The sequence below is a fragment of the Paraburkholderia sp. Tr-20389 genome, from assembly GCF_017104565.1.
Taxonomy (GTDB): Bacteria; Pseudomonadota; Gammaproteobacteria; order Burkholderiales; family Burkholderiaceae; genus Paraburkholderia.
The window spans coordinates 116793-129940 of the sequence record NZ_JAAGPD010000011.1 but is presented as its reverse complement, the minus strand read 5'-3'; the positions used below and the strand labels follow the sequence as shown (position 1 = coordinate 129940).

The window sequence follows — 13148 nt, the reverse complement described above, 5'->3', positions numbered from 1 at the left end:
GGTGTGAGCCCGCTTTCTTTGCTTACTTTCTTTGCGGCGGCAAAGAAAGTAAGTGCCGCCCCGCACAGGGGCAACACCAGCAAACCAGCAACACAACGCGGATGCCAGCGAAAAACAGCGAAAAAAACCAGAATCGCGACTGCGTCGCCGACAAAAAAAGCCAGAATGGCGACTGCGTCGCAGACAGAAAAGAACTTCAGAGCGTAGGCAAAAGCTCCGGAGGATGATGCTTAAGCGTCTGCCGCGCCTCGCGGAATTCAGGAAAGATGGATTCAACGGTCTGCCAGAACCGCGGACTATGGTTCATCTCGCGCAAATGCGCGAGTTCATGCGCGACGACATAGTCGATCACCGATAGCGGAAAATGAATCAGCCGCCAGTTGAGCCGGATCTTCCCGTCGCTCGAACAACTACCCCAGCGCGTCGCCGCTGACGACAACGCATACGCGCGATACGTCACCCCCAGTTTCTCCGCATACACAGCGAGCCGCTCGCCAAAGATGCGCTTAGCCTCGCTTTGCAGCCAGCCCTGCACGCGGTCCTTGATCTGCTGCGGATCGGCGTGCGCCGGCAGCGGCAAGGCAAGCACGTTCTGCTCGCCATCGTACGCAAGCAGTCCATTCGCCGCCGCAAGCGTCACACGCACCGTGTGCCCAAGATAAGGCACTTCAGCACCGTCCTTCCAGTCGACGCGCGGCATCACGCGCTGCTCGGTACGCGTTTGCCATTCGGTGAGCTTCGTGAAAATCCAGCGCTGCTTTTCTGCGATCGCGGTTTCGATATCGGCAAGCGTGACCCAGCGCGGTGCAGTGATGGTGAGCCCCGTGCTGTCGATCGCAAATCCAATCGAGCGTCGCGACGAGCGCTTCAACGCATAGTGCAGCGTGCGCGCGCCGAGCGTGACGCTGCGCAGTTTCGAACCATCGGGTGCGAGGGGAGCAACGGGCTTCGGTTGCTGCGGCGGCGCCGCAGTTTTGCCCGGCTCGTCGAAGAGCGGCAGATCGAGTTGCCGGCTATCGAGCGCCGCAGCAGGCTGCGGCTTGGAAGACTTCTGCATCGGACTCACTTCGCGCTGATACGCTGCGAAGCGCACAGGTGCGCATGCAGCGTGGCGCGTCAGATTCGGGCGGCGGCGGGCGTGCTCTGCTCGTCGCCATAAGCGGCTGGATCGATGCGACGCATCTCGGCTTCGATCCACGTTTCGACGCGCGTGTTCACTTCGTCGGGCGTGAGCCCGGTGGTGTCGATCGGTTTGCCGATCGACACTGTGACTATACCCGGATATTTCGTAAACGAGTTGCGCGGCCACACACGCCCCGCGTTGTGCGCGATGGGAACGACGAGTGCGCCCGTCGCGACGGCAAAGCGCGCACCGCCTGTCTTGTACTTCCCTTGCTTGCCCGTCGGCGTGCGCGTGCCTTCCGGAAACATGATCACCCACGCACCTTCGGACATGCGCCGCGCGCCTTGCCGCGTGACCGACGCAAACGCGTGCTTGCCTTCCTTGCGGTCGATATGAATCATCTTCAGCATACCGAGCGCCCAGCCGAAGAACGGCACATACAGCAGCTCGCGCTTGAACACGTAGCACAACGGACGCGGCATCAGCGCGGGAAACGCGAGCGTCTCCCACGCGGACTGATGCTTCGACAGCAGCACGGCGGGACCGTTCGGCAGATTCTCCATGCCGCGCAATTCGTAGCGGATGCCGTTCAGCATGCGCACGACGGCGAGCGTCGCGCGGCACCAGCCGACAGCCATCCAGTAGCGGTTATCGGCGCGCATGAACGGAAACGCGATAAAGCATGCGGTCGCGTACGGAATCGTGAAGACCGCAAGAAAGATCAGCAGCAACAGCGAACGGATGAAGCGCATCGGCGTGGTCAGTGAGTGAGGGCGCGCTCTACGCGCGTCATTCTTGTACTTCGGCGAGAAAGTCGAGAGCGAACGCGCGCAGATCGTCATGCACACGTGTGCCCTCTGGCAGACCGCCTGCTTCGAGTGTCTTCTTGCCTTTGCCCGTCAGCACCAGATGCGGGATGAAACCGAGCGCGGCGCCCGCTTGCAGATCGCGCAGCGAATCGCCGACACATGGCGTCTCTTCCGGCTCGATCTCGAAGCGCTCGGCAATCATCTTCAGCATGCCGGGCTTCGGCTTGCGGCATTCGCAGTGGTCGTCGGCCGTATGCGGGCAAAAGAACACGGCGTCGATGCGCCCGCCGACAGCGGCCGCCGCGCGATGCATCTTCAGATGCATCGCGTTGAGCGCATCCATGTCGAACAGACCACGGCCAATGCCCGACTGATTCGTCGCGATCGCCACGCGATAACCCGCCTGGTTGAGCCGTGCGATCGCTTCGAGGCTGCCGGGCAGCGCGACCCACTCGTCGGGCGTTTTGATGAACGCATCCGAGTCGACGTTGATCACGCCGTCGCGGTCGAGCACCACCAGTTTCTTTGCAGTCGGCATGATGCGTCGCTCACGCTGCGAGTCGCGAAATGTCCGCGACGCAGTTCATCTGTTGATGCAGCGCGCCGAGCAGCGCGAGACGATTCGCGCGCAGCGCCGGGTCTTCCGCGTTGACCATCACGTCGTTGAAGAACGTGTCGACGGGTTCGCGCAGTGCCGCGAGCGCCGACAGCGCACCCGTGTACTGGCGCTCGGCAAGCTGCGACTGCACGCGCGGCGCCACCTGTTCGAGCTGCGCATGCAGCGCCTTTTCGGCCGCTTCGATGAGCAGCGCGATCTGCACGCCGTTCGCGTTCGCGCCTTCCGACTTCTTCAAGATGTTCGAAATGCGCTTGTTCGCCGCCGCGAGCGATGCCGCTTCCGCGAGTGCCGCGAATTCGCGCACGGCATCGAGACGCGCAACGATGTCGTCGAAACGCGTCGGGTTCAACGCGAGCACGGCATCCACTTCGCCCGCCGAATAGCCGCGTTCGCGCAGCTGCCCGCGCAGACGGTCGACGCAGAACTCATAGATGGCCTGCGTCGAATCGGCGACGTTCGGCACGGCTGCGAATTGCGCGTAGGCGACGCGCAGCAGTTCGACGAGATCGATCGGCAACTGCTTCTCGACCAGAATGCGCAGCACGCCGAGCGCGTGACGGCGCAGCGCGAACGGATCTTTTTCGCCCGTCGGTTGCAGGCCGATGCCCCAGATGCCGACCAGCGTTTCGAGTTTGTCGGCGAGTGCGACGACGGTGCCCGTTGCCGTGGAAGGCAACGCATCGCCCGAGAAGCGCGGCTGGTAATGCTCCGAGCATGCGAGCGCGACTTCCTCCGGCTCGCCGTCGTGGCGCGAGTAGTACGTGCCCATCGTGCCTTGCAGCTCGGGGAATTCGCCGACCATGTCGGTCAGGAGGTCGGCCTTCGCGAGATGCGCGCCGCGCCTTGCGAGTGCGACGTCGGCGCCGATCATCTGCGCAATCGCGCCTGCCAGCGCTTCGACACGCTCGACGCGTTGCAGCGCCGAGCCGAGCTTGTTGTGATAGACAACGTTCGCGAGTTGCGGCACGCGGTCGGCGAGCGGGCGCTTCTTGTCCTGCTCGAAGAAGAATTTCGCGTCGGCGAGACGCGGACGCACCACGCGCTCGTTGCCTTCGACGATTTCGCCCGGCGTCTTCGTCTCGATGTTCGACACGATCAGGAAGCGCGAGCGCAGCTTGCCGTTCGCGTCGGTGAGCGCGAAGTACTTCTGGTTCGTCTGCATCGTGAGGATCAGGCATTCCTGCGGCACTTGCAGGAACTCGTCCTCGAACTTGCACGCGTAGACGACGGGCCATTCGACCAGCGACGTCACTTCGTCGAGCAGCGCTTCGGGCATCACGACCTGATCGCCGTTCGCCTGCGCGAGCAGATGCGTGCGGATCGTTTCCTTGCGATCGGCGAAATTCGGCACGACCTTGCCCTTGTGCACCAGCGTGTCGGCGTAGTGATCCGCATGCTGGATCTGCACGAAGCCTTCGGACAGGAAGCGATGGCCGAGCGTGGTGTCGTCGGCATCGATGCCGAAGGCCGTGACGGGCACGATCTCTTTGTCGTGCAACACGGTCAGACGATGCACCGGGCGCACGAACTGCACGTTCGAGCCGTCCGGGCGCTGGTACGTCATCACCTTGGGAATGGGCAGCTTCGCGAGCGTTTCGTCGAGCGCGGCCTGCAGGCCTTCGGCGAGCGTCGCGCCGGGCGCCGCGTAGCGCAGGAAGAATGCTTCCGCCTTGCCGTCGTTCGCGCGTTCGAGGTCGTTCACCGAGAAGTCGGGGAAGCCGAGCGCGGCGAGCTTCTTCGCGAGCGGCGGCGTGGGCTGGCCGTTCGCATCGAGTGCGACGGACACGGGCAACACTTTTTCGCGCACGTGTTTTTCGGGCGCGACGTTGCGCACGTTCTTCACGGTCACGGCGAGACGTCGCGGCGTCGCGTAACGTTCGAACTGCAATTCGCCTTCGATCAGGTCGCGCGCCGCGAGGCGTTGCGCGATGCCTTCCGCGAATGCATCGCCGAGACGCGCGAGCGCTTTCGGCGGCAGTTCTTCGGTCAGCAGTTCGACGAGCAGGGTGGCTTGATGGGATTGCGTCATGTCTTCTTGGTCTCGTCAGTCCTGGTCGATCTTGCGTTCGACTTTGAGCGGCGGCGCCCACGCGGGCATCGCGGCGTCCTGTTCGTCGGTGGTGAGGCCGGGCACGCCGTGCACGGGGTTGCCGAGCATCGGGAAGCCGAGCTTTTCGCGCGAGTCGTAGTAGGCCTGCGCGACGAGGCGCGACAGCGCGCGAATGCGGCCGATATACGCCGCGCGCTCCGTCACGGAAATAGCGCCGCGTGCGTCGAGCAGGTTGAAGGTGTGTGCGGCTTTCAGCACGAGTTCGTAAGCGGGCAGCGCGAGCGGCACTTCGATCATGCGCTTCGCTTCGCTCTCGTAGCTGTTGAAGAACGTGAACAGCAGGTCGGTGTTCGCGTGCTCGAAGTTGTATGTGGACTGTTCGACTTCGTTCTGGTGATACACGTCGCCATACGTGAGGCGGCGCATTTCCGGACCGTTCGGGCCTTGTTCTTCCCACTCGGTCCAGATCAGGTCATAGACGTTCTCGACCTTCTGCAGATACATCGCGAGACGCTCGAGACCGTACGTGATTTCGCCGAGTACCGGCTTGCAGTCGAGGCCGCCCACCTGCTGGAAATACGTGAACTGCGTCACTTCCATGCCGTTGAGCCACACTTCCCAGCCGAGGCCCCACGCGCCGAGCGTCGGGTTTTCCCAGTCGTCTTCGACGAAGCGCACATCGTTCTGCTGCAGATCGAAGCCGAGCGCTTCGAGCGAGCCGAGGTACAGGTCGAGGATGTTTTCCGGCGCCGGCTTCAGCACGACCTGATACTGGTAGTAGTGCTGCAGACGGTTCGGGTTCTCGCCATAACGGCCGTCCTTCGGGCGGCGCGACGGCTGGACGTACGCAGCGCGCCACGGCTCGGGGCCGACTGCGCGCAGGAACGTATGAACGTGGGACGTGCCCGCGCCGACTTCCATGTCGATCGGCTGGAGCAGAGCGCAACCCTGCTTGTCCCAATAGGATTGCAGCGTCAGGATGATTTGCTGAAACGTGAGCATGAAGTGCCTTGAAGGGTGCCTTTCAGGCAGGACGCGGATGCCGTGCGGCTCGCGAGGCGCGCCGGCCGTGCTGGCCGTTCACCCCGTAGCCGGCCGGTTGCGCGGCCCAGTGCTGTAAAACCCTGAATTTTACCGGATTGCCGGTGGCTTGAGACTTTCTGGGGCCTGGTGGTTGAACGGGGACGCCGTTGCGCAGTTCACGCGGCGCCGCCCGTTTTATTTAGATCTCAGGCGTTGCCGTTGTTTTTGTTCTTTCTCACGCGGCCCGGACCGAACGCAAAACCAAACGCGAGCAACAGCAGCGACACGGCAAGCACCGTGTTGTTGCCGCTTGTCACGTACGGCGTATTGCCCGTGGTGCCTTGAATGGTCGCTTCGATCGAGCCCGCCGTGTAGGCGGGCATGCGCGCGATCACGTTGCCGTGCGCGTCGATGGCAGCCGTTGCGCCCGTGTTGGTGGCGCGCAGCATCGGGCGTCCCGTTTCGAGCGAGCGCATGCGGGCGATCTGCAGATGCTGGTCGAGCGCGATCGTGTTGCCGAACCACGCGAGATTCGTCGAGTTGACGAGCACGCCCGCCGGCGTGTCGCTCTCGCGCACCGTGCGCGCGATTTCTTCACCGAAGATGTCCTCGTAGCAGATATCGACGGCAATGGGCTGGTTGTGCACGAAGAACGGCTTTTGAACGGGCGCGCCACGCGCGAAGTCGCCGAGCGGAATGTTCATCAGATTCACGAACCAGCGGAAGCCCCACGGCACGAACTCGCCGAACGGCACGAGATGATGCTTGTCGTAGCGGTACACGCCCATTTGCCCAGGCGTGACGCCGAACAGGCTGTTCGTGTAGTCGACGACGCGTCCCTCCGGCGTGATCTTGCCGCCGATCGCGCCGAACAGGATCGACGAATGCGTCGTATCGGCGAAATTGCGCACGGCGAGCGCGAAGGGCTCGGGAATGGCCTGCGCGAGCACGGGAATGGCGGTTTCCGGCGTGACGATCAGATCGGCGGGTTTTTCGGTGATCATCCGCTGGTATTCGTCGATGGCCGCCTTCACGCCCGACGCTTCAAACTTCATGTCCTGCTTCACATTGCCTTGCAGCAGCCGCACGGTCAGCGACGCGTTGGCGGGCGTCGTCCATGACACGAGCGGCAGCAGCAGACCCGCTGCGATCAGCGCGACGGCGATCATCGCGGGCGTCGCGACGCGGGTGGAGCGGGTGGCAGCGTTCGCATCGCCGTTTTTCGGTGAGCGAGTCCGCAGCACAGCCTGCGCGATCAGCGCGGCGGCCAACGCCATCACCCAGCCGACGCCGTACACGCCGGCCACGGGCGCAAAGCCGGCGAACGGCCCGTCGACCTGCGCATAGCCGCTCGCGAGCCACGGAAAGCCTGTGAACACGGTGCCGCGCAGCCATTCGCCGACAGCCCACGCGCTCGCGAAGGCGAACGCGCCGTGCCATGTGGGCGAGAACGGTGCATCGTCGACGAGCTTGCCGTTACGCGCGTGTCCCGCACAGAACGACCACACGCCCGCCGCAAGGGCGGGGTAGACGCCGAGATACAGCGAGAACAGCACGAGCGCCGCGCCCGCGAGGGGCGCCGGCATGCCGCCGTAGAAGTGCATGCTCACATACAGCCACCAGACCCCCGTCACGTAGTTGCCGAAGCCGAACGCGAAGCCGGTGAGCGCAGCGCTTTTCCAGCCCGTCGTGCGCGTGAGCCACGCGAAGAAGAAAACGAAGATCGCGAGTTCGAGCCAGCCGCCGTGCGGCGTCGGCGCGAACGAGAGCGTGTTGAGCGCGCCGACGGCGGCGGCGGCGAGGTAGTGCCACCACGGCAACGTCCTGGCGCGTCCGATGTTTGCATCGGCTGCGTCGGGCGTCACGCCGCGGCGCAGACGGGTAGTGATCGGGTCGGCCATTGTTGCGCGGTCGGCTTCAGAAAAACTCGGGATGGATCAGGTTTGTACGTGCTGGGCGTCGCGTTCGCGCTGACCCGCGAGGGGATCGCGGCGCACGAGCAGCATGTGGATCTGGCGCGCGTCGGCGCGCAGCACTTCGAAAATCAGGTCGTCGAGGCGTACTTTCTCGCCGCGATGCGGCACGCGTCCAAAATGGTGCGTGACCAGCCCGCCGATCGTGTCGACTTCCTCGTCGGAGTAGTGCGTGCCGAACTCTTCATTGAACTGCTCGATCTCGGTGAGCGCGCGCACGCGGTAACGACCGTCGGGCGACGCGATGATATTGCCGCTTTCCTCGTCGAAATCGTATTCGTCCTCGATGTCGCCGACGATCTGCTCCAGCACGTCTTCGATGGTGATCAGGCCCGCGACGCCGCCATATTCGTCGACGACGATGGCAAGGTGATTACGGTTCACGCGAAAGTCGTGCAGCAGCACGTTCAGCCGCTTGGATTCGGGGATGAACACGGCGGGGCGCAGCATGCCGCGCACGTCAGCTTCGTCTTCGGCGTAATAGCGAAGCAGGTCTTTCGCGAGCAGCACGCCGATCACGTTGTCGCGGTTGCCCTCGTACACCGGGTAGCGCGAGTGCGCCTTCTCCAGCATGTACGGGATGAATTCGTCAGGGGAGTCCGCGATGTTGATCGCGTCCATCTGGGCGCGCGGGATCATGATGTCGCGCGCGCAGAGTTCGGAAACCTGGAACACGCCTTCGATCATCGACAGCGAATCGGCGTCGATCAGATTGCGTTCGTGCGCGTCCTGCAGGATTTCGAGGAGTTCGCCGCGAGAATCGGGCTCGGGCGAGATGAAGTCGGTCAATCGCTCGAGGAGCGAGCGCTTTTCCTGGGGTTTGTCGCTGGTATGGCGTCGACTGGGATACGAATCGTTCATGATGGTGCGCCCGGAAAGCTGGGCGCGCTGTTGCAGAGCGTTAAGGATACACCACGGGCGTGGCGGGACTGTGTCCCTGTCCCGGTGGGTTTTCGCTTTTATCCTAACTGATTTTGCCTGCGGCGCGGCGGTGCCGGTTTTGGTTTTTGGTTTTCGCTTTTCGCTTTTCGCTGGCGTCCGCGTTGTGTTGCTGGTTTGCTGGTGTTGCCCCTGTGCGGGGCGGCACTTACTTTCTTTGCCGCCGCAAAGAAAGTAAGCAAAGAAAGCGGGCTCACACCGCCAGCCCTTGTTCTTGCCTGCGGGCCCCCAACGGGTCCCGCACTCCACACGGCATCACGCTGATTTGCGCCCGTTGCCAGCGCCTTGAACAGACGCATCACCCACTCCAATCACCCGCAGGCAGCCCGCGGCAGCGACTCGTCTGCGCCGCCCAGGTGGCAAACGGTGTGTAGCTTGTCGCACCATATGCGTTCGCGCTTCTACGACACCGATCCCGCTTTTCCGTCCGGAGTGGTGCACTTCCATCGCGACGGCCTACACACAGTTTGCCACCTGGGCGGCGGTGGAAGTTTGGTAACGCAATTCGTGACGCGGGAGTGTGAAGCGGGTGATGCGTGAGGTAGCACGCTGGCAACGCGCATGAAATAGCGTGTTGCCGCACGGAGCGTAAGAACCGTCGGGGGCCCGCAGGCAAACACAAGGGCTGGCGGTGTGAGCCCGCTTTCTTTGCTTACTTTCTTTGCGGCGGCAAAGAAAGTAAGTGCCGCCCCGCACAGGGGCAACGCCAGCAAACCAGCAACACAACGCGGATGCCAGCGAAAAGCCAGCGATCAGCCCGCGCCGCAAAGGCGCACTCAACCACGACACCTGGACAGCAAAGCCTCAAGCGCCCGATCGGGCATCCCACTTTCCCGCAAAGCCGCAACCGTGCGGCTCACATAATCGAGAGTGGTGCCGTAGCGCCCAGAAGCACACCCGAGCACGGCTCTAACGACATCATCAGAAAGCTTCCCGGTATAAGAAGCCACATCGCGCCGCATGACAAAAGCGAGCGCATCAACGCGCCGCCCATCGGCGAGAACGCACGGCAGCCACGCGGGCCGATACGACCCCATCGCCATTTCGCGCCGCCACAGGGCTTCGAGATGCGGCATCGCGCCCTCGGCGGCGAGCCGGAATGCAATACCGCTGCACGAACCGCCGCGATCGAGCGCGAGCACCAGCCCCGGCTGCTCCGGCGTACCGCGATTGACCCGCGACCACAGATACAGCCCGCGATGATAGCCATGCACCCGCGAGCGCAACGCTTCGACCGTCGGCAGGCCGGGATTCCAGATCAGCGAGCCATAGCCGAACAGCCATAGATCGCGCTTGCGATCCCAGTCGCGCAGCGAACCGTCCAGCGATGCGCGCAGTTCGTCGTCCGTCAAAAGACGCGATTCGCCCAGCGACGGCGGATAGCCGGGGCAGGGCGGTAGCGGCGACGTTGAAACAGGTTGGCTCACGTTGATTCGATCGGTTGGCCTGGCACAGATTCAGAGCCTTCAATCGACAGTAGCGAGTCGGGCTCTGTGTTCCTGCTGTCGAGCCTCATTCGTACGGGTCGGGGAAGCCGAGCTTGCCGAGCACTTCGGTTTCGATCGCTTCCATCTCTTCGGCTTCGTCCTCGTCCTCGTGGTCGTAGCCCTGCGCGTGCAGCGTGCCGTGAACGAGCAGATGCGCGTAATGCGCTTCGAGCGGCTTGCCCTGTTCGTTCGCCTCTTTCTCGACGACAGGGCAGCACAAGATCAGGTCGCCCGTGACAGGATCGTCTTCCGATTCCGCATAAGCGAACGTCAACACGTTGGTCGCGTAGTCCTTGCCGCGATACGTGCGGTTCAGCGTGCGGCCCTCGTCGGCGTCGACGAAACGCACGGTCAGTTCGGCATCCGCGAACAGCGCGGCCTTGATCCACGCGGCGACAGTCGCCTTCGGCAACAGCGCCTTGTGTTCCGGCCACGCTTTTCCCGCAGGAAATTGCAGGTTCAGCGACAGTTTCGGAGCGCGGCTCATGCGTCGTTCTTCGTTACGGTCATGTTCGCGTCACTTCGCGGCGGCGGACGATTCGGACGGTTCCGCTTCCTTCTTCGAGTGCGCGTCGTAAGCCTCGACGATGCGCGCGACGAGCGGATGCCGCACCACGTCCGCGCTCGTGAAGCGCGTAAGCGCGATGCCGCGCACGTTCGCGAGCACGTGCTGCGCTTCGATCAGCCCGCTCTTGTGGCCGCGCGGCAAGTCGATCTGCGTCGTGTCGCCCGTGACGACCGCCTTCGAGCCGAAGCCGATACGCGTCAGGAACATCTTCATCTGTTCGGGCGTGGTGTTCTGCGCCTCGTCGAGAATGATGAACGCGTGATTCAGCGTACGGCCGCGCATGTACGCGAGCGGCGCGATCTCGATCATCTGGCGCTCGAACATCTTCGCCGTCTTGTCGAAACCGAGGAGATCGTAGAGCGCGTCATACAGCGGACGCAGATACGGATCGACCTTCTGCGCGAGATCGCCGGGCAGGAAGCCGAGACGCTCGCCCGCTTCGACGGCGGGGCGCGTCAGCACGATGCGCTTGACCTGATCGCGTTCGAGCGCGTCGACGGCGCAGGCGACGGCCAGATACGTCTTGCCCGTGCCCGCCGGGCCGATGCCGAACGTCACGTCGTGCGAGACGATCTGCTTCAGATACTCGCGTTGCGCAGGCGTGCGGCCGCGCAGATCGGCGCGGCGCGTGTATAGCTTCGGGCCAAGCTCCTCGGCTTCGTCGACGCCTTCGTGCGCCGGCTCGTCGAACGGATGATCGGGGTCGCCGCGAAAGCGCGGATCGAGTTCTTCCGTGTCGCCGTTGCCGCCATTCGGACGGCCGTGATTGGCAGGGTGGCGCGCTTCGACGAGCGCCAGCTGGATATCGTCGACGGACAACGGATCGCGTGCGTTGTTGTAGAAGTTTTCGAGCGCATTGAGCGCAACCTTCGCGCCGCGCCCGCGAATGCTGATGCGATGGCCACGTCGTTGCAGCGTGACATCGAGCGCCTGCTCGATCTGCCGCAGGTTTTCGTCGAGCGGCCCGCAGAGGTTGGCAAGCCGCGCGTTGTCTTCGTGCGGCGCGGTGAATTCCAGATGTTGCTGAGTGGTCTTCAAGGCTTGGATTCGGTCCTGTCGGTGCGCTGCAGCTTAGTGTGTGGCGGGCGCGGTGTCGTGAACCATCACGAGTTCGCCGCGCAGCGAGTGCGGATACGCGTGCACGATCTTCACGTCGATCATCTGCCCGATCAGCCGCGCATGCGTTTCCACGGGCGCCGGGAAATTCACGACGCGGTTGTTTTCGGTGCGGCCCGCGAGTTCGTTCGGATCCTTACGCGCCGGCCGTTCGACCAGAATGCGCTCGACTTTGCCGACCATCGCCTGGCTGATGCGCTGAACGTTTTCTTCGATCGTGGCCTGCAGATGTTGCAGACGGCGCAGCTTCACTTCGCGCGGCGTATCGTCGTGCAGGTTCGCCGCGGGCGTGCCGGGACGCGGGCTATAGATGAACGAGAAGCTCGTGTCGTAGCTCATGTCGTGCACGAGCTGCATCATCTTGTCGAAGTCCTCTTCCGTCTCGCCGGGGAAGCCGACGATCATGTCCGTCGACAGCGACAGGTCCGGGCGGATCGCGCGCAGTTTGCGGATCACCGATTTGTATTCGAGCACGGTGTAGCCGCGCTTCATTGCCATCAGGATGCGATCCGAGCCGTGCTGCACGGGCAGGTGCAGATGGCTCACGAGCTTCGGCACCTTGGCGTAGGTATCGATCAGGCGCTGCGTGAATTCCTTCGGATGCGACGTGGTATAGCGAATCCGCTCGATGCCGGGGATGTCCGCGACGTATTCGATCAGCGTCGCGAAGTCGGCGATTTCGGTCGCGCCCAAGGTCATCGCACCGCGATAGGCGTTCACGTTCTGTCCGAGCAGCGTCACTTCGCGCACGCCCTGATCGGCGAGACCGGCGATTTCGGTGAGCACGTCGTCGAGCGGACGCGATACTTCCTCGCCGCGCGTGTACGGCACGACGCAATAGCTGCAGTACTTGCTGCAGCCTTCCATGATCGACACGAACGCGCTCGGGCCGTCGATACGCGCGGGTGGCAGGTGATCGAACTTCTCGATTTCCGGGAAAGTGATGTCGACCTGCGGACGGCCGCTCGCGCGGCGCTGGTCGATCATCTGGGGCAGACGGTGCAACGTCTGCGGACCGAACACGAGGTCGACGTACGGTGCGCGCGCGACGATCGACGCGCCTTCCTGGCTCGCGACGCAGCCGCCGACGCCGATCAGCAGATTCGGATTCGCCTCTTTCAGTTCGCGCACGCGGCCGAGATCGGAGAAGACCTTCTCCTGCGCTTTTTCGCGCACCGAGCACGTGTTGAACAGAATGACGTCGGCGTCTTCGGGGGTGTCGGTCTTGACGAGGCCTTCAGCCGCACCGAGCACGTCGACCATCTTGTCGGAGTCGTACTCGTTCATCTGGCAGCCAAAGGTCTTTACATAAACTTTCTTGGTCATCGAGTGTTCGCCGGTCGCAGTAATTAACCTGGGGGCGTCAGTAAAAGGTGAAGAGACAAAAAATGCGTGGCGCCGCAGCGCGGAAGTCCGGAGCGAGGCGCCCGAACGAGGCGGG

The 13148-nt window shown here is 63.5% G+C and carries 11 protein-coding genes; all 11 read right to left on the bottom strand.

The genetic code is table 11. From position 1 onward, the window contains the following. Window positions 1-196: 196 nt before the first annotated feature. A complete protein-coding gene (locus G3N95_RS14435; protein ID WP_205970743.1) occupies window positions 197-1057 on the bottom strand; it encodes a SprT family zinc-dependent metalloprotease in 861 nt (286 codons plus the stop codon). A 59-nt stretch (window positions 1058-1116) separates the two neighbouring features. Further along, the gene (locus tag G3N95_RS14430; RefSeq protein WP_205970740.1) at window positions 1117-1875 is read right to left on the bottom strand and encodes a lysophospholipid acyltransferase family protein; all 759 of its coding nucleotides are present in this window, start codon (window positions 1873-1875) and stop codon (window positions 1117-1119) included. A gap of 37 nt (window positions 1876-1912) precedes the next feature. Then, entirely contained in the window at window positions 1913-2470 is a 558-nt protein-coding gene (gene gmhB, locus G3N95_RS14425) for a D-glycero-beta-D-manno-heptose 1,7-bisphosphate 7-phosphatase (RefSeq protein WP_205970739.1), read from the bottom strand. 10 nt (window positions 2471-2480) lie between these two features. After that, the gene (gene glyS / locus G3N95_RS14420) at window positions 2481-4580 is read right to left on the bottom strand and encodes a glycine--tRNA ligase subunit beta (RefSeq protein WP_205970738.1); all 2100 of its coding nucleotides are present in this window, start codon (window positions 4578-4580) and stop codon (window positions 2481-2483) included. Between the two features lie 15 nt (window positions 4581-4595). Continuing rightward, complete coding sequence (gene glyQ, locus G3N95_RS14415; RefSeq protein WP_205970736.1) at window positions 4596-5603, bottom strand: glycine--tRNA ligase subunit alpha; 1008 nt, start codon at window positions 5601-5603, stop codon at window positions 4596-4598. A 227-nt stretch (window positions 5604-5830) separates the two neighbouring features. Then, window positions 5831-7525 (bottom strand): apolipoprotein N-acyltransferase, encoded by a 1695-nt coding sequence (gene lnt / locus G3N95_RS14410; protein WP_205970734.1) that lies wholly within the window; start codon window positions 7523-7525, stop codon window positions 5831-5833. Window positions 7526-7561: 36 nt separating this feature from the next. Beyond that, window positions 7562-8458: an HlyC/CorC family transporter gene (locus tag G3N95_RS14405; protein WP_012399827.1), complete on the bottom strand. Its 897-nt coding sequence runs from the start codon at window positions 8456-8458 to the stop codon at window positions 7562-7564. 854 nt (window positions 8459-9312) lie between these two features. After that, window positions 9313-9963, bottom strand: coding sequence for a gamma-glutamylcyclotransferase (locus G3N95_RS14400; protein WP_205970732.1), 651 nt, complete (start codon window positions 9961-9963; stop codon window positions 9313-9315). Between the two features lie 85 nt (window positions 9964-10048). Next, window positions 10049-10510 (bottom strand): rRNA maturation RNase YbeY, encoded by a 462-nt coding sequence (gene ybeY / locus G3N95_RS14395; protein WP_205970730.1) that lies wholly within the window; start codon window positions 10508-10510, stop codon window positions 10049-10051. A gap of 30 nt (window positions 10511-10540) precedes the next feature. After that, window positions 10541-11629, bottom strand: a complete 1089-nt coding sequence (locus G3N95_RS14390) for a PhoH family protein (protein ID WP_205970728.1) — start codon at window positions 11627-11629, stop codon at window positions 10541-10543. Window positions 11630-11662: 33 nt separating this feature from the next. After that, window positions 11663-13033, bottom strand: coding sequence for a tRNA (N6-isopentenyl adenosine(37)-C2)-methylthiotransferase MiaB (gene miaB / locus G3N95_RS14385; RefSeq protein WP_205970726.1), 1371 nt, complete (start codon window positions 13031-13033; stop codon window positions 11663-11665). Window positions 13034-13148: the final 115 nt, after the last annotated feature.